The following is a 22140-nucleotide window of genomic DNA, read 5'->3' on the forward strand; positions in this document are numbered from 1 at the left end:
GTGAGTCCAACTTGTAAACCCTTTTTGATGTTTATCCGTTTTCTTTTCTGTAACTATTTTTTTGAAAGAATTACGGTCAAGTTTTGAGACTATTTGAGAGAATAAATTTATCTTTGACATGTGTGAGAATATGTTTTTTTTATGCAACTCAAAGTTAATTGAGATACTTAAACTTTTCTCACACTTTTTTAAACGTTTAGGACGCTATTGATTTTTAATGACTCCGGATGAATCTGAATTAAGCATTACTTGAATCAATTCCCTTACTTTCAATTTTACTAACTCATCGTTCATCAAACTTGGATTTTGAAAATAATACTCTAAACTCATGATATAATTCATCATCATGTCATTGGTTTCTATCTTTAATACAGGACCATGCGGTTTTACTTTTTTTGCTTGAAAGGCCTCTGGAATATTATTATCATAAATAGCTTTTAGTACTTCAGGATAAAAGTGCATGACCATTACCTTACTCTTTTCTACTTCTTCATTAGGTTCCCAAACATTGACAAAATTGTCACATTTCATTAAGAAACAATCTGAAGTTTGTAGTGATAATGTATCATTGGGAACATATAAATTTGATTTACCATTAATGATAAAGACGAATCTTGCTTCATTTACAAAAGATGAATTTGCTTTAAACGGAGGATCAAATGTTGCTTTCCCAAAAATTGGTTTACCTTGAAGTTTGAAATGTGTTACATCAAAAGCTATAAAAGAGTAGTTTAGGATTAACTTATCGGTGAATAGAATAGATTAATACTGATGTATATTTATTGTTGAAATAAAAAATTATATCCAGCATGATAACAGTAGTAGCGTAGTAGTGCTGAATTGAAACTCAATTAATCAAAATTTGAGAAAATGAGCAAGTTTTTTAAAAATGCTCTTTAGTTATTGGGTTAAAAAATATGTAATGACAATAAGATCTCTATCTTTGTAAGGTGGAATACATTGGTTAGATTCCAATTTTTTTAGAAATAAGACTGTACGCATGAGACGCCTTGGCGAATATATTCTCTTTTTACAAAAGATGTTCTCGAATAGAGAGTCTTTTACAACATATGTCCGATTATTTTTTCAGGAGTGTACTATTATAGGTATCAATTCTCTTTTCCTTGTTGGCTTCGTATCTCTTTTTGTTGGTGCTGTAATTGCATTACAAATGGCTTACAATATCGTTAGTCCGCTTTTACCAAAATATATTATTGGTTTAGCAACAAGAGAAATGATGATATTGGAAATGGCTCCAACCTTATCAGCAATTGTTTTTGCAGGTAAAGTAGGCTCACAGATTGCTGGTGGAATCGGAACAATGAGAATAACAGAGCAAATTGACGCTTTAGAAGTTATGGGTATTAATTCCGCTTCTTATCTTGTACTTCCAAAGATCTTAGCTGGAATGGCGATGTTACCGTTACTTGCTATTATCTCAGGTGCATTAGGAATATGGGGTGGATATATTGCTACAATTTTTGGTAACTTATCTCCTACTGAAGATTATATCTATGGTATACAAAATACCTTTGTAACATTTGAAGTATGGTTCGCCATTATCAAAGCTTTTGTTTTTGGATTTATTGTTACTTCAATTTCTGCATTCAAAGGTTACAATGTTAAAGGTGGTGCATTAGAAGTAGGTAAAGCAAGTACAGATGCTGTAACTGCTTCATGTATTGCTATCCTTGCTGCAGATTTTATCCTAGCTGATACTTTACTTTCATAATCATGATTGAAATAAAAAACGTAGAGAAATCTTTCCAAGGAAAAGATGTATTGACTGACATCAGTGCAACCTTTGAAAAAGGAAAAACTAATATGATTATTGGAGCCAGTGGTACCGGTAAAAGTGTTTTATTAAAAACAATTGTTGGTCTATTTTCTCCAGATGGGGGTTCTGTTTTGTATGATGGTAGAGATTTCCATCGTTCATCCAATAAAGAACAAAAAATAATACGTGGAGAGATTGGTATGCTCTTTCAAGGAAGTGCCTTATTTGATTCACTAACAGTAGCAGAAAATGTACGATTCCCATTGAATATACATTCCAATCTTTCTGAAAGTGAAAAAGACGATAAAGTTAATTTTTACTTGAAAAGAGTAGGTTTAGAAAATGCAGCTCACAAGATGCCTTCTGAAATCTCTGGTGGTATGCAAAAAAGGGTAGGTATTGCTAGAGCAATTGTAATGAACTCTCAATACCTGTTTTGTGATGAACCTAACTCAGGTCTTGATCCGCAAACAGCATGGATGATTGACCAATTGATTCATGAAATCACACAAGAATATAACCTCACTACAGTAATTGTATCACATGATATGAACTCTGTAATGGAAATTGGGGAATACATTATGTTTATGTATCAAGGTTTGAAAATCTGGGAAGGTACCAAAGAAACTATTCTGGATGCAGAACCAAAAGAACTGCAAGACTTCTTATTCTCAAATAAGTTAGTTAGAACATTTAAAGGGATTTAATCATCCCTTTTTTTTGTGTTTTCTTCTAATTGGTACGCTTCTCCAAAAGAAGCTAACAGTAGGTTATTCATTGCTTCAGAAGATAAAACTGTCTTCAAACCACCTTTTACCTGTTTAGTACTTATTTCGTCTCCATACCATTTCACATAGATTTTCGCTCTTTTACCATTTAGGTATTTTTTTCCCTCTTCTATCAATTCTTTTTCTTCTGGTACTAATAACTCATAAGGAAAACCATAAGAATATTCCTCATAGATGAAATCTTTTTTATTGGAAACCTTAGCATCATTGATAATTTTAAAACGGCCAGGAGTTGCAGAATCCTTTGTATTTCTAGACATTCTAACAGCAATTTGAACACTATCTACACCTCGAATAGGAATATTATGTATAGTTACTGTTTCATATTTATCAATCTTTTTATTCGTTGAATATGAAAAATAAAATAAGCCTATTGTAAACATAAAAGTCAAAAACTTTGCAATGATAATACGAGTACTTTGTGACTTTGTATTATGTGAAGCTTTTACTTTTTCTACCTTAAAATTATGAATTAAAGATTCCTCCACTTCAAGCTTTTTCTCACTAGGTACATAAGGTAACAAGAAAGAAAAAATCAATGTGATAAATATGGAAAAATAAAAAGGTTGCTGATAGGGTTTTGTTTCATTAAAGGTGACTTCTAGTACAGCATTAATTAGTAGAGATGCCCCAAATAATAATAAAATATAGACACCTGACATGACGAAAGGTCTCCATTTTAATGGAATTTTGGAAGTAGTAGTGTTTGTTGGGGTAAAATCATTTTCATACTTTTCTCTTGTAGTAACTTTAAACATTCTTTTCTCTTTTGTGGTAGATAGAATTTTAATTTAATATTAAACTAATTTACGTAAAGAAAAATAACATAGACAAAAAATATCGTTAATTGATTCAAATTTAAGGACTAAAATTACTTATAATCAATTTCTTAAAGACACATAGTTTATATACAAACTAATCAATAAATCATTTCAAAATCACCTTCTTGTCCTTTAGCAGCTTTTCTTACCGCTTGATCTGCTCTTCGAATTGGTTCAAAAATTCGGTATTCGCCATGATATTTTTTGATAATATGAATTGTATTATCAAGACTAATCAAATGTCCAGGACTTATATAAATAGGTTTTACACCGGCATTTGAACGAAAAGCAACACCAACCACTTCATCTTCTAACAGCATCGGTGCAATACTTCCTTTTTGTTTCCCTAAAGCAAAGGCACATTGTAGCAAAGGTTTTTTAGCACATCCGATCGTTGGTACATTTAATTCTAAGCCTAACCAACTTGCAATTCCAAACCTTCTTGGGTGAGCGATTCCATGACCATCTACGATGATTAATGATGGTGATAGTTTCAGTTCTGAAGCCAATTGTTTTAAGCAATCGACAAGTAACGGACCTTCATAATAAGCGAAGTAACCTGATGTATATGGTGTTGTTGGGAGTGGATGAACAGTTACAAAAGTATTGACCCATTCTCCTGTTTTTCCTCTTAATATATCACAGGATACAAATGCACAATCATCTGTATAGGCTACATCCATCGTACAAACTGCATCTTCAATACCTAGTTTGATTCGTGACGTATCATCAGAGAGAATGATTACTTTTTTGGATAACTCCTCTTGTTCTTTTTTCTTAATTTGATCCATGAATTGGATAAAAAAAGGCATCGTAATTACTTACAATGCCCTTATCATGTTATTTATATACTCTTCTCTTATTTAACGCATTTTGATAAATACGTGCATATTTATTATGCTCTGATAAAGTTTTTGAGAAGTGATGATATCCTGAAAAATCTGCATCTGCAACCATGTACATGTATTTATGCTTTACAGGGTTTAAAACTGCATTGATAGCCATTGTAGAAGGAATTCTAATTGGCCCTGGAGGTAAACCAGAATATTTATATGTATTGTATGGAGAATCTACTGCTAAGTGCTTGTTTAAAACTCTTTTTACATCTGTAAATTCATTCACCATACCTACTTGAACAGCTGCATATACAACTGTTGGGTCAGATTGTAAAGCCCAGTTCTTGTTAAGTCTATTGATATATAAACCAGCTACTTTTGGCATTTCATCAGGCTTGATTGTTTCAGACTCAACGATTGAAGCTAATACTGAAACTTGGAAAGGTGTTAAACCTAATTTTTCAGCTTTTGCTTTGCGATCAGCATTCCAAAAACGATCATATTCTTTTTTCATTCTAAACATCAACTGCTTAGGAGTGATCGTCCAATACACTTCATAAGTATTCGGTAAGAAAATCGCTTTTACTGTCAATGAATCTAATCCTAATTCATTTAGAATAGCAGGATCTGTTGCCGCTGCATAAAATTCATCTGAAGTCATTTCCAGACGTGTCGTAATTCTTTCAGCTACATCTTCAACAGTTCGAGCATTATTAAATGTAATCTTAATTGGTGTTTGAGCACCAGATCGTAAAAAACGTACAGCATCGATATTTGTCATATCAGGTTTAAGAACATATAAACCCGGCTTTACGTTTTCATTATATTTTAATAGTTTACTGACAAAACGGAAAGGAACTAACTCTTCTAAAATATCATACTTCTGTAGTGTATCTGATACATTTTCAATAGTTGCTCCTTGAGGAATTCTGATGACAGCAGGTTCTTTATCCACTTGGATGTTGGGTGTATAAAAAACTTGATAAATGTATACAATGATAGAAATTGTAAAGACAGAAAATCCTACAAATAAAAAAACTCGTAAATTACTTTTTACCATTATCTTTTTGTTTTTGCATGTTTAGGCTATTCAATAATAGGCTAAACTTGACTTTTTACTTTCGGATGGTAAATTAAAGTACTCATCCTATCTTCTGCAAACATTTCGTTTGCCACTTCAATTAAATCTTCAGCAGTTATATTTTTAATTTGCTCGAAAACTTCTTCAATAGTTTCAAATTTCTCTCTGTCTAACAGCGCTTTACCCATTCCTAACATAATAGAAAGGTTACTTTCTCCAGACATTGCAATTTGACCCATTATTTGTTGTTTAACACTTCTTAATTGTTGAATACCTAGTTTTTTATCTCTAAGTTTCGCCAATTCATTATTTACAAGTTTCAAGCATTTATTTAAACTTTTATCTTCAGTTGCAAAATAGATACTGAATTGACCTGAATCTAAATAAGAAGTTGAACCAGCAGAAATATCATAGACATACCCGTATTTTTCTCGAATACCCAAATTCAGTCTTGAGTTCATTGCAGGGCCTCCTAATAGATTGGTCAATAAGAAAAATGTTAACCTTTTTGGATGATGCATTTCATAAGCATCTGATCCAATCATAACATGTGCAGAATTGATCGGTTTATAGCGTTCAATAAACTGCGGCTTATACCCTGTAAAAATTTCTCTTTTACGCTCTTTTCTTACTTCTTTTATTCCTCCAAAATACTTTTCAACAAGCTTTACTACTTTTTCAAAAGGTAAATTAGAAATTGAAGAAATTGCGACTTGATGTGTATCTATATTTTGATCTAAGAAGTCAAAGAAATCTTTTTGCTGAAAACTATTGACGCTTTCAACCGTACCAAGAATGTTTCTTCCTAAGGGGTGATTCGGGAAAATAATTTCATCGAATTCATCTCCGATAGCATCTGTAGGATCATCTTTGTACATAGACATCTCCTCCAAAATAACTGAACGTTCTTTTTCAATTTCTTTTTCAGGGAAATTTGAATTAAAAGTCAAATCAGAAAGGATATCAACAGACTTCTCAAAATGTTCCACTAAAGTAGAAGTATAGAAAGTGATTTTTTCTTTAGAAGTATATGCATTCAATTCCCCTCCTACTGAGTCAATGCTATTTAAGATATGGTACGTTTTTCTTTTATTCGTACCCTTAAAAGCCATATGTTCCCAGAAGTGAGCAATTCCTTGCTGTTCTACAGTTTCATCTCTACTTCCCACATTCAAAACAACACCTAAATGGGCTAGTTTCGTTGTTTTGACTTGTCTATGTATTAGTCGAATACCGTTTGCTAATCGGTGAATTTGATAATTTTTATCCATTGACTATAATTTTCAACAAAATTGAAATATTACTATTTCTCCTCCCAAAATGAGCCTGCAAAGTTACTGATAATCATTCACTCTTTTACTTAATGGAATTAAAAAAATGATTTTTAAGCTAATAAATTTAAAAATTAGGCAAGAAATTTGAAAACATTAATATATCCTTAATTTAATTAATAATTTCTTAAAAAAATATTACCTTTATTAAGGATTTTTATTAGAATATTTTATTTAATAATTATTTCACAACTATGAACAAAAAACTTATCTATTTATTTGTTGCACTATTCCCTATGTTTGTTTTGACTTCTTGTTTTGATGAGGAAGAAGAGCCAGATGCGTGTGACACTACTCAAATTATTGCTGATCTAGAAGCTGCAGGTGATGAACTAAGCAACTTAGATCCAAATGCAACTTGTGAAGAATCTAAAAGTGCAAGTCAAGAATTTTTAGACTTCTACAATTCAAACAAATCTTGTATCAATAATGCAATTGATGCTTCTGCTACTACCCCAGAGGAGGCAGAAGATGCAAAAGCTGAACTTGAAGCTGCGGTAGCTTTATTAGAAGCTGCTTTATTATTCCCTTGCTAGATAAGAGATTAATCAATAAAAAAGCGCAAACATTTATAATTAATGTTTGCGCTTTTTTTATTCTTCGGCTGAAAGATCTTTTATTACATAGACATCTTCTCCCTTTTTATGGAAGAGATATTTCTCTCGAGAAAACTTTTCTAATTCTTGATTGTTTGTGTGTAGCTCTTTCATTTTAACTTGTAGATCTATAATCTCCTTAGCATAATAAGCTTCTTGGTTTTTCAACTCTTGCTCTTTTGCTTTTTGATTATTTCTCCTTATGAAATTATCACTATCAAAAAATAGCATCCATATTCCAAATAAAAATCCGACAAGAACATAAAAATTCTTGAAGTAGTTTAACCAAGATTGATATCCTGATAATGGATTATTTTGTTTATTTTCTCTCATCTAAAAGTTCAATTTCTATAAACCTGCTCCTTCTTCTACAAGATAAGAAACTTCTAAGATATTATTAGATCGATCTACATCTGCAACTTTACCAGTAGGATCTACTTCCACTTTTTTCAATTTAGTTCCTTTTGTAGGAATCGCAATTGTATAATGTGGGTGAGTCCAAGGCCAATCTTCTAATTGTACCCAATTACCTTCAATTTCAGATTTTTTACCGCCACGCATTACTCTTAATGGCATGTAGTAAGTAGTTTCTTCATTGTTATCTAAAGTAACTTTCACTTCCATTGGCATTGGCATTTTACCAACTCGTTCGATTGTTATATATGTTGTATCACCTTCAGTGAAAGTATTTTTCACTCCGTAATCAATCGTTTTAGTAGAATACACAAAGTATTGTTTGTACCATTGTAATTCAAGACCAGATTCTTTTTCCATGATACGCATGAAATCATTTACATTTGGATGTTTAAACTTCCACTCTGCATAATATCTTTTGAACGCTCTGTCAAAAGTTTCTTGTCCCATTACGTAACTTAATTGATTTAAGAATACGGCACCTTTAGAATAAGAAGCAATTGAATAAGCAGCGTTTCTTTCAAAATGATCAGCATGAGTACTTAATGGTTCTTCAATTCCTCTTTTTACAACATAAAAATAAGAATTATAAGATCCACCATGAGCTCCTTCTTTCTTATTTACATGTGCTTCAATCTCATTTCCAATATATGAATTAAATCCTTCATCCATCCAAGCATAAAGGCTTTCATTAGTTGCTAAAACAAACTGGAACCAGCTATGTAACATTTCATGAACAGTCACACCGATTAAACTATTTAAGTTTCTCTTACCAGTGATTAATGTTAGCATACCATATTCCATTCCGCCATCACCACCTTGAACGACATTATAAACATCATAAGGATATTTTCCTACTCTCTTGTTTGTATAATCAATTGCTCTTTCTAAATAAGCTGGAAGTTCATTCCAAACCTCATCAATACCTTGATTCTTTTTCCAAAAGAAATGTAATTCTGGACCATTTTCCATTTTTACAATCTTATGTTGGTAGTCAGGATCTGCAGCAAAAGTAAAGTCATGTACATTTGGAGCTACAAAATGCCAAGTCAATTTTCCTTTTTTAGGTTGACCTTTTTTAATACCTTCATAACCATGTCCCACTTCCTTTGCATTTTGTAAGTAACCTGTTGCGGCTACTACAAACTTCTCATCTAAAGTAAGCTTCACATCAAAGTCGCCCCAAATTCCGTAGAATTCTCTACCAACATATGGATCTGGATGCCACCCTTCATAGTCATATTCTGCTAATTTAGGATACCATTGTGCCATTGAATAAGCAACTCCTTCTTTATTGTCTCTACCTGTTCTACGGATTTGGATAGGAACTTGAGATTCAAATTCCATCGCAAAAACTGTTTTACTATTTGGAAGAATTGGCTTATTTAGCTCTACTTCTAAAATAGTTCCTACAGTTTTATATTTTACAGCTTTGCCGTTTTGTTTTAATGAAAGTACTTTTTCGTAACCGATCTCATCAGGACTCAATTTTGAGATTCTATCTTTCACTCTTCCATCAGGATCTTCAATTGTTCTTGAACGAACATCCATCATACTACCTGGCTGAAATGCATTTAAGTATAAATGATAATATACTTTCGTTAATGTGTCAGGAGAGTTATTAAAATATTCTAACCTTTGAGTACCGCCGAACTTGTGTGTATTTACATCTAGTTCAACGTCCATTTTATAGTTGGCTCTTTGTTGCCATCTATCAGTTTGCGCAGAAGCACCTATTGCTACAAGGCACGAAAGCAACATTAAAAAATATGTTTTCATTGAAAGATTACTATTGTTTGTTCTTTTCTTGTCTACTATAAGATGCAAATTACAAAAGAAATTATAGCAATATAGACTTTAGTCATTTTTTTAATGCTTAAACGTATGAAGAGTTGTTAATTTATTCTATTCTACACGCTGTCTTTGACAAATCTTTCATTATTTTTTAATGGAAAGCAAATAAAATAAAACACTTAAAAATCAATGAAATCTGAAATACTTTTTTTACCTATCTTATTTTTTTACATTTGAAAAACAATAACTAAATATAATCATGTCGAATTTTTTACTACAACTCTCTTTACTCAGCTTCCTATTTGCATCATGCACAACAAATCATACTAAAGATTTAGTGAAGCTTTCAAAAGATGAAATCATTGAAAATACAATTAATAATTTAGGAAAAACTCCTCCAATTCCTCCTGTTTACAAAAATCAGGAAGGCGATGAAATTAGTTTAGATTCTATTCAAAAACTATCTCCATTGAGCTACGGTTATGACATCTATGCAGATACCAATCAAGTAATTAAACTTGTTGTCATTAGAGAAGTAACTTCTGAAGATTCTATATTTTATAATACGATTAACAACAGAATCAAGGAGGTTTTAAGGCCTGAAGTTGAAATAGTAGATATTGCTTGTAATGAAATAACGGAAATACTTAATGAAGTAATGATTTTAGATCAAGAGAACCGAAAGGGAGGAATGATTGATGAAGATATTGATTTTCACAATTTGACTAAAGTTGTAAGTATTTTAGAGCATTGTGGAATGCCATCAAGTGAAGAAGTGGGAAAAGAAGTAATTACTACGATTTGGCTAGTCATTCAACATGCAGATGCCTACTACAGATCTAAATATTTTCTCTTATTAAAGGAGGCGGCCCGAAAAGGGGATTTAAATAATGCACAAATCGCTTTGATGGAGGATAGAATGTACATGGATAATAATGTTCCTCAACGTTATGGATCCCAGCTTACTTTTAATTCTACTACGCAAAAAATGGAACTTTATGAAGTTGAGAATATGGAAAATGTCAATGAATTAAGAGCTTCAGTGGGGTTAGAACCTCTTGAAGATTATGTAAAACAATTTGGCATCGAACTTTAAGAATTTTCTTGAAGCCAATTTCCTAATTCTTGAATTTTTTGCTGTCTCACAAATGAAAAAGTCATGATGTCTTTTTCTTCTATTTCTGATAATATTCGGTGAGCAGCTTTAATGTACTTTTCTTCTTTAGTTGATTTTCCTTTCTGAATTAATACTTCTGTCAAAAGTTCTAATTCTTGAAAATTAATTTTAGAAGAAAGGTCCATCATTTTGAGTACCAACTCATTTTCATCATCTTCCGGAGTAGCTTTGATTACTTCAACTAGGTATTTATCAATTGTTTTTGATAATTCCTCAAAATGAAGTTGATCTTCAATTCCATTAAAACGTTGGATGACTTTTTCTAAATCTCTCATCATTTTGATGAGGAAATCTCTTTTATCTTGTAGCATGGGTTCTTAGTTATTCTGCAAATGTGAAAACTAAGTTAGCAAAGAAATTCCAAACAATGACTACACCAACAGCCATGATTTTAGCAATGTAAAAATTGACTTTAAATTTATCATTTAATACCCAAATAATAGCATTACTGAAAATTAATCCAATGACAGATACGGTAAAAAATTTAAAGTATTGCACCCCAATGTTAGCATCTTGACTTTCAAAAGTCCAAAGACGGTTGAGAATGTAATTACTCGTAGCGGCAAGAATGAATCCTAAGCTGTTTGCAACGTATTTGTGTCCTTTAAGCTTTTCTTTTACTAAATATGTAGTTCCAAAATCTACAAATAGACCTGAAAAACCTACAACACCAAACTTTAGAAACTTAAAAAATAAGGCTTCCCAATTCATGTTTAGATAAAAATTAGTATCGAAGTTGAAAGTAAAAAGAAGGTCGGAATTACTTCACGACCTTCTTTTGTATAGTTTATTCAAAAGGAGAACTAGTCTCTGCTTTTGTTGTTGTCTCTGTTATTGTTACGGCGTCTGTTTCCACCACCGCCTCCGCGACGGTCTCCACCACCATAACCACCACGACGACGGTCTCCACCGCCACCATATCCACCACGACGGCGATCTCCACCACCACGGCGTCCACCACCTCCGCGACGGCCACCGCCACCACCAGTAGTGTTAGATACTTCTACATCAATTTTTCTACCATTGAATTCTAAAGTACCCATACCTTTGATCACATCATCCTCTCTACCTTGAGCTACCTCAAAGAATGAGAAGTTTTGCTTAAGATCAATTCTTCCGATATCAATACGGTCACCTTTCACACCTTTGTTAATCAATTCGATTAAGTCTCTTGGTGTTACTTCATCACGCTTACCTAAGTTGATAAAGAAACGTGTGAAACCAGATTCTGCATTTCTTCTGAAGTTTTCACCTCTTTCTTTAGAATTGCTATTATCTCTACGATCGTGAACGTTAAGATCTCTAGCTCCTCTATAGTAATCTAAGAAACGATTAAATTCTAAAGCAACGAAACGGTTGATGATTTCCTCACGAGAAAGATCTTCTAACTTTTCGTATACTTTTGGTAAGTACTCTTCAATTTCTTCTTCTACCATTTCCACACCGTGCATACGATCCACTAAGTGGAATAATTGACGCTCACAGATTTGTGGACCTGAAGGAATTGGATCCATGATAAATGATTGCTTCAATACACGCTCGATAGCTCTCAAACGGTGCTTTTCACGCATGTGAATGATAGCAATTGAAGTACCATCTCTACCTGCTCTACCAGTACGACCAGAACGGTGATTGTACGTTTCGATATCATCAGGAAGATTATAGTTGATTACGTGAGATAAGTCATTTACGTCCAAACCACGAGCTGCAACATCAGTAGCAACTAATAATTGTAAAGTACGTTGACGGAATTTACCCATTACATAATCACGTTGTGCCTGAGATAAATCTCCGTGTAATGCGTCAGCATTGTAACCGTCTTGCATTAAACGTTCAGCTACATCTTTCGTCTCTTGTCTTGTACGACAGAAAACGATACCGTATATGTTAGGATTAAAGTCTACAACACGTTTAAGCGCCTCATAACGATCTTGCGCTCTTACAGTGTAGCAATAATGTTTTACGTTTTTGTTACCCGTATTTTTTGTACCTACAGTAACCTCTTTTGGATCAGTCATGTAGTTTGAAGCGATACGAGCTACTTCTCTTGGCATAGTTGCTGAGAACAACCATACGTTTTTATCTTCAGGAGTTTCTTCTAAGATAGCATCAAGCTCATCTTTGAAACCCATTTTAAGCATTTCATCTGCTTCATCAAGTACAACAGTCTCTACTTCAGAGATGTCTACTTTATTTCTACGAATCAAATCATGCATACGCCCAGGAGTTGCCACGATAACGTGTGCTCCTTTATTTAATTGACGTATTTGTTGATCGATTGGTGCACCACCGTAAACCGCTACAACTTTTAAACCTTTCAATTTCTTAGAGAAGTTTTCTAAGTCTTTTGCGATTTGTAAACCAAGTTCACGTACAGGACACAAAATAAGTCCTTGAACTCTTTTGTTCGATACATCAACACGGTGTAGAAGTGGAAGGCCAAAAGCTGCCGTCTTACCAGTACCAGTTTGTGCTAAACCTACCAAGTCAAGTTCTTCGGTTAATAAAGTTGGGATTACCTCTGCTTGAATAGGTGTGGGTTGTTCAAATCCTAAATCAGCAACTGCTTCTTGTAATTCTTCTTTGAGCCCTAATTCACTAAATTTTGTCATTTCTTGTTTTTTAGAACGCTTCCTTCCATACTACTTGCGTGAGTTAGCGGACAGCTAACAGCTATGATGATGCGGACAAAAGCGCTACAGTTTCCAAATTGAGTCGCAAAGGTAGGTTTTCATTTTTTGATTTGCTAATCAATAAGATAAACGTTTATAAATGAAGGCGATTTAGGTCAATATTTTTCTATCATTAACAAAAAAAGAGCTTCCGAAGAGCTCTTTTTGTAAAAAGTGGCGTTTAAAAATAGTCTTTCAAATTAAGTGTATAAGTAACTCTAATACATTAAGTTACCTTCTACTGAATAATGTTTCTCACCTAAAAACACAATAGATTGCATTCCTTCGATGGAATATTTTTCAAGTTTTTTATTATTTGAAAATACTAGCTTCCCTTCTTTCTCAGAAGCATAAAGAGAATTATCTGTAAGCATTTTAAAGGATACAGATTGTACTTCTCCCTTTTTATTTTTCTCCACTTCAAGCCATCTGACTTGTTCTCGAGGTCCAATAGCTTCAAAACGAGTTACTGTCACTCCATTTTGACTATTGATTACAGTTTTTTCATAGCTATTTTTAAGGATCGGCTTATTAATATCCGCATCTTCAAAAATTTCTAATTCCTCTGTCCAATTAATTTCGGAAGTAGCCAGAGCATTTTTTTCACCATCATAGGAAATCTTTTTCTCTACTTTGGGTGTGCTTCTTTTTAAATCTTCAATTGCAGTATCTACAAGACTCGACAAATCAAAATAATAAACTTCATCTGTTATTGTATTTTCGTTTGTTGAGTTGCAGCTAGTAAAGAGATTTAATGAGAAGTAAATTAAGGTAATTCGAACGAACAATTTCATTTTATTTAGTGAATAGTGATAGTAAACGTAAGTTATTTCCAAAAAAGTTCGATGTGGCGTTCTCCCGTCCACAACGTTGCGGCAATAGATTTTTTTATTTTTTTAACTTTCCATGTATTATTATTCAAATATATAAATTCTTGCTTAATTACAATAGTTTCTGACAGTTTATGATATACAATTAACATATTCCCTTCACTTTGATTAGGTTTAATCTCAATATGTCTTTTTCCTTCTACTTGAATGATTTCTGATGTGTTATCAGCAGGTGCACCATCTAATATTTCAATCGCTCTTGCTGCATTAGGCACTCCATAACCAATATAATTATTACCATATGGGTAAAACCAAGAGGATTGGATAATGGCGCCTCTAATTTCTTTCGCTGTCGCATCAGGTTTATATTGCCACAAACAAGCCGCTAAGCCTGTAATGACTGGTGCTGAAAAAGAGGTTCCAAATAATGAAAAACAAGAAACTTCTGGTTTAACGTAGGATAATTCTTCAGGACCTATACTACTATAACTTGCTTTTATACCAGATTTGGTTGTAGCCCCAACACTTAGCACTCCTCTAGCATCTGCGGGTGCTGAAATGACTTCCCATTTTGAATCTCCTTCATTCCCAGCTGAAACAATGAGTAAAACATCTTTTTCCTCTACTGCAATTTCAGCTGCCTGGGTAACTAAAGTTGATTTCCCATCCATTTGGTTAGGGGTATAATTTTCAGATTTATCATCAAAACCTTCTGTATAACCCAATGAACTATTGATCAATTTAATATTTAAAGAATCAACCATCCATTCCAACGCCATAATCCAATTTTCTTCTTCTGACCTTGTTTCTTGGTCACCATGATCAGTTCTTGCTAAATAAAAAGAACTTTGATCAGCCAAACCATAACGCATATTTCCTTCATTTCCAGCAATCATACGCATTACAGTTGTCCCATGACTATCAGAACTCGTTCTTCTTTCATTATAGAAAGTTTGTTGAGAAGTTGTTGGACCTGATAAATAATCTTTATACCCTAGGATTCTATCTTCTTTAAAAATTTGTTTTAGATAATCGTTTTTAGGAGCATAATAAAAACCAGCATCAATCACACCTATGGTTACTCCTTCTCCATTTAGCTTTAAATCATAAATACTATCTGGTTGAATCTGTTTAATTGAAAAAGAAGAATTTTTGCGGTTATCCGGTATATTTCCTGTCAATTTCCAACCTTTATTTACCGGTTTTAATTCTTTGACAAATGATAAAGACTGTATTTGTTCAAAATCCTCTTTTGAGATAATTTCAAGTGTAATTGCATTCAACCAATTTGATTTTGCTTCTTCATAAAAATCTAAAGTATGTAAACTATCTATATAGTTTTGACAAATTGATTGGTTAAAAATATCTAAATTTTCCTTTCCACATTTATCTTCAAAAATAACCCAGTAACGGCCTTTGTTTTGTGAAAAAGCGGAAAAATCAATAAACAGCATAGAAATAAAGGCCATTGACGCCCATAGGTTTCGTTGTTTAATGGAAAAAAAATTAGATTTATTCCTTAGTGTTAGTGTCATCAAGTTTTGAAAATTCAATGGAAGAAGTAAATTCGAATTAGCATTTATCACCAGTGTAAATAATCTTCATTGGTGTGATGTGGAAAAGTTAATCATAAATATTAATATATACACATAGATCAATCATGAGATACGAAAAAATCGACTCGAAATTGTTCATAGAGAACCGTAAGCGTTTTGTGGAGAGATTAAAACCGAATTCTGTTGCGGTATTTAACTCTAGTGACATTATGCCTACGAGTGCAGATGGAACAATGCCTTTTATTCAACAAACTGACATTTTTTACCTTAGTGGAATAGATCAGGAAAAAAGTATCTTAGTGATCAACCCAGATGCCAAAGATCCGGCACATAGAGAAATGCTTTTCTTAATTGAAACAAATGAAGAAATTGCAATCTGGGAAGGGGCAAAATTAACAAAAGAACAAGCTACTGAAGTTTCTGGTATTGCATCAGTATACTGGTTATCAGAATTTGATAATGTGTTCAAAATGGTTGTATTTGATGCAGAGCACATTTACTTAAACACAAATGAGCATTTAAGAGCTGATACAACTGTTGAAACTCCAGATGATAGATTTAGAGAGGTATGTATGAAAAAATACCCTCTTCATAAATATGAGCGTTTAGCACCAATCATGCATGACTTGCGTACTGTAAAATCTCAAATCGAGATTGATGTAATGCAAAAAGCATGTGATATTACGGAAAAAGGTTTTAGAAGAGTTTTAGACTTTGTTAAACCAGGTGTAAAAGAGTACGAAATTGAAGCAGAGATCACACATGAATTCATCCGTAATGGATCTAGAAGACATGCTTACACGCCTATTATTGCTTCAGGTTTCAATGCTTGTGTACTTCACTATATCGACAACGATCAAGTGTGTAATGATGGTGATTTATTATTAATGGACTTTGGTTGTGAATATGGAAACTATGCTTCTGATTTGACAAGAACAATACCTGTAAATGGTAAGTTTTCTGAACGTCAAGCGGCTGTTTATAATGCTGTATTAAGAGTACATAAAGCAGCTGCTAAAATGTTAGTACCAGGTAACAACCTTATGGACTACCATGTTGAAGTCGGCAAATTAATGACAGAAGAATTAGTAGATTTAGGTTTAATCACTCGTGAAGATATCGCCAACGAAGATCCTAAATGGCCTGCTTACAAGAAATTCTTCATGCACGGTACTTCACATCATATTGGTGTAGATGTTCATGATTATGGCAATCGTTACAAAACTTTTGAAGCTGGAATGGTATTTACGGTAGAGCCTGGTATTTATATTCGTGAAGAAAATATGGGTATCCGTATCGAAAACGATTATGTAATCCAAGAAACTGGAGAGCCATTTGACTTAATGAAAAATATTCCAATTGAAGTGGAAGATATCGAAAATATAATGGGTAAATAGAATTCTTTTTATTTACACTTTTTCTTAGCCTCAGAGATGAACCAACTCACCTCTGAGGCTTTTTTTATGTTTCCCTAACCTTCACTTTCATTATTAAAAAAAACACAAATTACAAACTGATTTCCAGCTCTTTCCTTAAGTTAAATTAATAAAATTGGATACTAATTGCTATATGGTGAAATTGTAATATTAACTATCAGTGCAAACTTTTCACTAACATGACGAAGTTGAATAAGAACCTAATTTTATCAATACTATTTGTAATAGCTTTACCATTCTATCAAGCAAATGCACAGCATTTAACACGTAAAAATTTACATGCGTGGCCAGCTTCTTCTTCTCCAAAAATTGATGGCGTTTTAGATGACCAAGTATGGAAAGATCCCTTACAAATTAATAAATTGACAGCCAGTACTAAACCTGATGTTTATCATGAAGCTGGACCGAACAAATATGTCTCGGAAGGATATTTTATACAAAATTCACCCAACAATCTAGAGCGTTCTGCTCAGAAAACACGAATTCAAGTGGCCTACGACAATTACGCTATTTACATCAATGCCCAATTGTATGATACCGCCCCTGATTCCATCCGAACGAATATGGGAGCAAGAGACTCCGGTGGTAATGGTGCTGATTTCTTTATTGTAAGTTTTGATACTTATAACACCCAACAAGATACTTATGAATTTGTCGTTAGTGCTTCAGGTGTACAAAGTGATCGTATACAAGGAACTTCTGGATGGGATAGTAATTGGAATGAAATCTGGTCAAGTGCTGTAAAGGTGAATGATGAAGGTTGGGCAGTGGAAATGGCTATTCCTTATCGTGCTTTAAGAATGCCTGATGGAAAAGAGCAAGTTTGGGGATTAAATTTTGGTCGTGTCATTGCTCGTACTGGTGAAACGTCGTATTGGAATGCAATTGATGCCAACAAATCAGGATATGTCAATCAATTTGGTACACTTAGAGGTATTTACGATGTTGAACCACCACTACGTTTATCACTAACTCCTTATTTAAGTAATGTTTCAGTTGGAAAACAAGGTAGTGACTTCGCCCATACATTTTCTGGTGGTGCTGATATAAAAGTGGGATTAGGACAAAGTTTCACAATGGATGTCAGTCTAATTCCAGACTTCTCACAAGTTCAAGCAGACAATGAAGTATTGAACCTTTCTGCTTATGAAGTTCAATATGGTGAGTTTAGAGATTTCTTCACACAAGGCACGACACTCTTTAATAAATGGGATCAATTTTATTCTCGTAGGATAGGCCAAAATCATAATAATCCTGGTGATGAGGTATTAAATGAAAATGAATCTTTTATATATAAACCTACTGATGCCCCTATTTTGAACAATACAAAACTTACAGGTATTACTGAAAAAGGGTTAGGTGTTGGTATTTTGAATTCTATTACCAATGAAACATATGCCATTGTTGAAGATTCTGTAACAGGAGAACGAAGAGAAGAACTTGCTGATCCTCTGACCAACTTTAATATGATTTCTATCGAACAAGCCTTACCTAATAATTCGAAAGTAGGTTTTATGAACACCAATGTTTATAGAGGAGAAGGTTTTAAGTCATCTAATGTTTCATCAGCTGATTTTAATTTATACGATAGAACAAATACATACAGAATTAGAGGTTTTGGTTCACTAAGTCAAGAGTTTTTCCCTGCCGAAGAAACTGAATCAATGCAGAAAGATGCTTATACGCAATTAGGACATAGAGTAGATATTGGAGGTGGTAAAGTCAGTGGAAAGTGGAGGTATTGGGCATCAACAAATGTAGAATCTGATACCTACAACCCAAATGATATGGGTTATAATAGTGCCGTAAACTCTATTGGTGTTTATACTGATGTTTCCTATAATGAATTTGAAGCAGGTTCATTTTATCAAAGATATTGGATTAAAGTAGGATACGATGAAAATTGGCTTTACAATCCTCGAACTTTTATGAATAGAAGAATTTGGACCGATGGGTATATCTTATTCAACAACTTCTGGAGTATGGATATTGATGGAGGTGTAAAACCAGGCATTTCATATGACTATTTTGGTCCAAGAGAAGAAGGGTATTATTTCAAAGAATATCTCTCTCATGAAGGTGGTGTCACTCTCAATTCTGATAATCGAAAAAAATATTATGGATCTGTAAGAGTCTCTTATTGGTCAAGACCTGAATATGATCAATTTGATAATTATATTTCTTATAATCAGACATATCGTGCTACTGATCGTTTTGACATTACACATTCTATTTCTTGGAATAATCAAAGAGATGAGAAAGGCTATGTGACCACTGAATATGAGGACAATGATGAAGTTGATGAAGTTATCTATGGAAACAGAGATGTTCGAACATTAGAAAATAACTTTACTTCTCAATATTACTTCACTCCTAAAATGTCCATGAAATTACGTTTGAGACATTATTGGAGAAGAGTAGATTATGATGAGTTCTATGATCTTTCAGAAACGGGTGATCTTTTACCAAGTGATTACACTGATGTAGACAATGAAGGAAATAGTACTCAAGATACCAATTACAATACTTTTGATATGGAACTTTCTTATAGCTGGGAATTTCTACCTGGAAGTTTTGTTACCGCAATGTGGAGAAATGAGCTAGGTTCATCAAGTTATCATTCTGACTATAATTTTAGTCAAAATATGAGAGAACTTTGGGATGAACCACAAGTCAATACAGTTTCCTTAAGAGTAAGTTATTTCTTGGATTATAGTCAGATCAAGAAAGGTTTCAGTAGGTTATAAATCAAATAATAACTTTTCATCAGATACTGATTTTATATCCAAATTGAAAGAATAAGTATTTTCCATTTTTTTGTCCAAAAAGTAAATATATTTTGAAGGTGAATTTATTGAGTCAATACCAGATTCAGCCGTTGATAAATAACTAATAATATTATTTTCAATATTGCCTAAATTTATATAACTAGATTCATTATTCTGTATATTAGTTTCCATGTTAAGAAACTCAGGGATAACTTGGTGAAAAGCAATAAACCCAATTCAAACGAATAAAGAATATATTATTGATTTATCAATTTTTTCATACCCTATCTTCGTGATACAAAGGAAGAAAATTGTAGATAATAATATCAATACCGAAAGCATCATATTGGAAACAAAATAAATTTTATTAAAAAAGACGATCGTTTGATAATGTTTATAGCGTCTTCTATTTACTTCTCTTAATGAAGATAGTATTCTATCAAAATAGGAAGTACCCACTAAAGTAGAATGTATTTGTATATCAATAACATTAATTGAGTCACTTACATAAGTTGATTGCTCATTTTCAACTATTGAGTATGATTTTTTTGCTCCTTCCAAATATTTATTTGAAACAGAATTAGCATAAAAAAAGAACAATATTAATGCTCCAAATAAAAAAATAAACAAACAAATAGGGAGTAATATTTTTTGTTTATAAAGATATATACACGTTTGTGATATCAGCTCTTTCATAGTTAGTTATTATAATTTCTATATTTCATCACCCTTTTTTATTACTCTCCTCCGCAAGAACTACAACTTGAGCAGCTACTACAACTGCTACAACTTGAACAGCTACTTCCAATAGAATCACCATCTGAATCAAAATCACCAAAGTCAAACCAACTTGATGAAGACTTAGTAGAATCATCGTCTGATAAGAAAAAGTCATCAAAACCACCTTCCGTTTCTACTTCGTCATTAAATAATTCACCTGAAGTATCTGCTTCTTCCAAATACCCCAATGAATCTCCCACTTCACTTTCATAATATGCATCTTCAATGACCAACTCATGATCATGACTCATTGTAGACCACATCATATTATAGAATAAAAAGTCATCGAAGCCATGGTATCCATAATAAACACCATACTCCTCTTGCTCATTTCTATACTTGATATCTTTAGGCGAATTTACCTTTTCTTTAGGCACAACGACTTTTGATTTCACATCTACAATCACATCATCTACCTTCATTAGGGTTTTGATATTCAATTCTAATTCATGCAAAAAATTCTCAAAAAGTTGTTGTTTTTCTTTTTTATAATTGTTGAAAACAGATTGGTATTCAAAAATTGGTTTCATTGTTTCTTCCAACTGCTCTCTCGTTTTTCCTTTAGCATTAAACTCTTTCAGGAAAGCATCTACTTTTATCTCTATTGGATATTCTCCTACATCATGTGTACGATTAATCGTTGCTACGATTAAATATTTAAACGTATCATCTTCATGTTCGAGAACCATGACAAGTTTATTGAAAATTGTAGACATAGAAGTATCTAATTCCAACTCATATTGGTTAAATGCTTCTTTTAAGTCACCTTCTTTTCCTTCTGTATCCAAATAGAAATCAATATCATCATGAGATAACCTAACGATATTATCAATACCTGATTTTAAAAGCACATGATTGATTTGCTGAAGAATAGATACAGCAGTAAATGTTTGTTTTTCTATATCATCTGATGCATTTCCTAGTGTCAGATAATAAAATAATTTTTTGAAAAATTTAGTAGGAACCCGACGTTCTATTTCAGAAACGTGTGATGGGTCTATGATTAGTTTGCCTTCGAAATACATAGTTTAATTTTTTAAGATGAGAAGCATGAGCCACAATCTGATGAATCTGTTTTTTCATTGAGATAATCACCCCAAATTTCCATAGGAGCATCTCCAAATTCTAAGTAATAAAGTTTTATTGTCTGAATATATTGATGATGATTTTCCTCTTTTCCTCCTCCAGGATGATGATGAATATATCTCTCATAATTTTCATTACAGAAATCCATATAAAAACGAGTACATAAAATAAACTCATGCCAAGTGTAATCTACTAACAGTGAAGGTGTAAGTTTTACTTTATGCTTGCCAATTAAAAACAAAAACTTAAGCATTTCTTTTATCAAAAGCTCTTGAGAATAAGAGGATAAATCCGATTGATTTTGAAGCTTATCAAACAAAACAGGTAATTCATCTTTGATTTTCTCAAATTGTTGATGGAAGATCTGATGCTTTGTTAGTTCTAGAGTTTGCATTAA

23 protein-coding genes are annotated in these 22140 nt (G+C 32.8%); 7 read left to right on the forward strand and 16 right to left on the reverse strand.

Annotated elements, in window-relative coordinates; all coding sequences use genetic code 11:
* On the reverse strand, window positions 1-120 hold a 120-nt coding region (locus ACXAHM_RS01930; RefSeq protein WP_474959026.1), incomplete at its 3' end, for a DUF4372 domain-containing protein.
* Window positions 121-204: 84 nt separating this feature from the next.
* Window positions 205-600 (reverse strand): hypothetical protein, encoded by a 396-nt coding sequence (locus tag ACXAHM_RS01935; RefSeq protein WP_474959027.1) that lies wholly within the window; start codon window positions 598-600, stop codon window positions 205-207.
* Between ACXAHM_RS01935 and ACXAHM_RS01940 the strand changes: the two genes are divergently transcribed.
* From ACXAHM_RS01940 to ACXAHM_RS01950, 3 genes are all read left to right on the forward strand, one after another.
* Window positions 518-691: a hypothetical protein gene (locus ACXAHM_RS01940; RefSeq protein ID WP_474958708.1), complete on the forward strand. Its 174-nt coding sequence runs from the start codon at window positions 518-520 to the stop codon at window positions 689-691. The genes ACXAHM_RS01935 and ACXAHM_RS01940 overlap by 83 nt on opposite strands.
* A gap of 309 nt (window positions 692-1000) precedes the next feature.
* Window positions 1001-1732: an MlaE family ABC transporter permease gene (locus ACXAHM_RS01945; RefSeq protein WP_474958709.1), complete on the forward strand. Its 732-nt coding sequence runs from the start codon at window positions 1001-1003 to the stop codon at window positions 1730-1732.
* 2 nt (window positions 1733-1734) lie between these two features.
* A complete protein-coding gene (locus ACXAHM_RS01950) occupies window positions 1735-2484 on the forward strand; it encodes an ABC transporter ATP-binding protein (RefSeq protein ID WP_474958710.1) in 750 nt (249 codons plus the stop codon).
* Here the strand turns inward: ACXAHM_RS01950 and ACXAHM_RS01955 are convergent.
* The 4 genes from ACXAHM_RS01955 to ACXAHM_RS01970 form a co-directional block, all read right to left on the reverse strand.
* Window positions 2481-3323: a hypothetical protein gene (locus ACXAHM_RS01955; RefSeq protein ID WP_474958711.1), complete on the reverse strand. Its 843-nt coding sequence runs from the start codon at window positions 3321-3323 to the stop codon at window positions 2481-2483. The genes ACXAHM_RS01950 and ACXAHM_RS01955 overlap by 4 nt on opposite strands.
* A 161-nt stretch (window positions 3324-3484) precedes the next feature.
* Window positions 3485-4177, reverse strand: a complete 693-nt coding sequence (locus ACXAHM_RS01960; protein ID WP_474958712.1) for an endonuclease V — start codon at window positions 4175-4177, stop codon at window positions 3485-3487.
* Between the two features lie 49 nt (window positions 4178-4226).
* The gene (gene mltG, locus ACXAHM_RS01965; RefSeq protein ID WP_474958713.1) at window positions 4227-5282 is read right to left on the reverse strand and encodes an endolytic transglycosylase MltG; all 1056 of its coding nucleotides are present in this window, start codon (window positions 5280-5282) and stop codon (window positions 4227-4229) included.
* A 41-nt stretch (window positions 5283-5323) separates the two neighbouring features.
* Window positions 5324-6574 (reverse strand): M16 family metallopeptidase, encoded by a 1251-nt coding sequence (locus tag ACXAHM_RS01970; protein WP_474958714.1) that lies wholly within the window; start codon window positions 6572-6574, stop codon window positions 5324-5326.
* A 254-nt stretch (window positions 6575-6828) separates the two neighbouring features.
* On the opposite strand from ACXAHM_RS01970, the gene ACXAHM_RS01975 reads away from it, so the two are divergent.
* On the forward strand, window positions 6829-7170 hold the full coding sequence (locus ACXAHM_RS01975; protein ID WP_474958715.1) for a hypothetical protein: 342 nt from the start codon (window positions 6829-6831) through the stop codon (window positions 7168-7170).
* A 57-nt stretch (window positions 7171-7227) separates the two neighbouring features.
* On the opposite strand, the gene ACXAHM_RS01980 is transcribed toward ACXAHM_RS01975, so the two are convergent.
* Together ACXAHM_RS01980 and ACXAHM_RS01985 are read right to left on the reverse strand one after the other, a co-directional pair.
* The gene (locus ACXAHM_RS01980; protein ID WP_474958716.1) at window positions 7228-7563 is read right to left on the reverse strand and encodes an FtsB family cell division protein; all 336 of its coding nucleotides are present in this window, start codon (window positions 7561-7563) and stop codon (window positions 7228-7230) included.
* A 15-nt stretch (window positions 7564-7578) separates the two neighbouring features.
* Entirely contained in the window at window positions 7579-9423 is a 1845-nt protein-coding gene (locus ACXAHM_RS01985; protein WP_474958717.1) for a M1 family metallopeptidase, read from the reverse strand.
* Between the two features lie 274 nt (window positions 9424-9697).
* Between ACXAHM_RS01985 and ACXAHM_RS01990 the strand changes: the two genes are divergently transcribed.
* On the forward strand, window positions 9698-10534 hold the full coding sequence (locus ACXAHM_RS01990; RefSeq protein ID WP_474958718.1) for a DUF6624 domain-containing protein: 837 nt from the start codon (window positions 9698-9700) through the stop codon (window positions 10532-10534).
* Here the strand turns inward: ACXAHM_RS01990 and ACXAHM_RS01995 are convergent.
* The 5 genes from ACXAHM_RS01995 to ACXAHM_RS02015 form a co-directional block, all read right to left on the reverse strand.
* On the reverse strand, window positions 10531-10926 hold the full coding sequence (locus ACXAHM_RS01995) for a hypothetical protein (protein WP_474958719.1): 396 nt from the start codon (window positions 10924-10926) through the stop codon (window positions 10531-10533). The genes ACXAHM_RS01990 and ACXAHM_RS01995 overlap by 4 nt on opposite strands.
* Before the next feature lie 10 nt (window positions 10927-10936).
* Window positions 10937-11326: a GtrA family protein gene (locus tag ACXAHM_RS02000; RefSeq protein ID WP_474958720.1), complete on the reverse strand. Its 390-nt coding sequence runs from the start codon at window positions 11324-11326 to the stop codon at window positions 10937-10939.
* Between the two features lie 92 nt (window positions 11327-11418).
* Window positions 11419-13227, reverse strand: coding sequence for a DEAD/DEAH box helicase (locus ACXAHM_RS02005; RefSeq protein WP_474958721.1), 1809 nt, complete (start codon window positions 13225-13227; stop codon window positions 11419-11421).
* Window positions 13228-13505: 278 nt separating this feature from the next.
* Window positions 13506-14081: a hypothetical protein gene (locus tag ACXAHM_RS02010; protein WP_474958722.1), complete on the reverse strand. Its 576-nt coding sequence runs from the start codon at window positions 14079-14081 to the stop codon at window positions 13506-13508.
* Between the two features lie 32 nt (window positions 14082-14113).
* The gene (locus tag ACXAHM_RS02015) at window positions 14114-15586 is read right to left on the reverse strand and encodes a S8 family serine peptidase (RefSeq protein ID WP_474958723.1); all 1473 of its coding nucleotides are present in this window, start codon (window positions 15584-15586) and stop codon (window positions 14114-14116) included.
* Between the two features lie 191 nt (window positions 15587-15777).
* Between ACXAHM_RS02015 and ACXAHM_RS02020 the strand changes: the two genes are divergently transcribed.
* The gene (locus ACXAHM_RS02020) at window positions 15778-17070 is read left to right on the forward strand and encodes an aminopeptidase P family protein (protein ID WP_474958724.1); all 1293 of its coding nucleotides are present in this window, start codon (window positions 15778-15780) and stop codon (window positions 17068-17070) included.
* 218 nt (window positions 17071-17288) lie between these two features.
* A complete protein-coding gene (locus ACXAHM_RS02025) occupies window positions 17289-19856 on the forward strand; it encodes a DUF5916 domain-containing protein (RefSeq protein WP_474958725.1) in 2568 nt (855 codons plus the stop codon).
* Here the strand turns inward: ACXAHM_RS02025 and ACXAHM_RS02030 are convergent.
* The 3 genes from ACXAHM_RS02030 to ACXAHM_RS02040 form a co-directional block, all read right to left on the reverse strand.
* Complete coding sequence (locus ACXAHM_RS02030; protein ID WP_474958726.1) at window positions 19851-20069, reverse strand: hypothetical protein; 219 nt, start codon at window positions 20067-20069, stop codon at window positions 19851-19853. The genes ACXAHM_RS02025 and ACXAHM_RS02030 overlap by 6 nt on opposite strands.
* 545 nt (window positions 20070-20614) lie before the next feature.
* Window positions 20615-21682, reverse strand: coding sequence for a hypothetical protein (locus ACXAHM_RS02035; protein ID WP_474958727.1), 1068 nt, complete (start codon window positions 21680-21682; stop codon window positions 20615-20617).
* 11 nt (window positions 21683-21693) lie between these two features.
* Window positions 21694-22137 (reverse strand): glycine-rich domain-containing protein, encoded by a 444-nt coding sequence (locus tag ACXAHM_RS02040; RefSeq protein WP_474958728.1) that lies wholly within the window; start codon window positions 22135-22137, stop codon window positions 21694-21696.
* Between the last annotated feature and the right edge of the window lie 3 nt (window positions 22138-22140).

The sequence above is a fragment of the Flammeovirga sp. AWQ4_249 genome, from assembly GCF_056161045.1.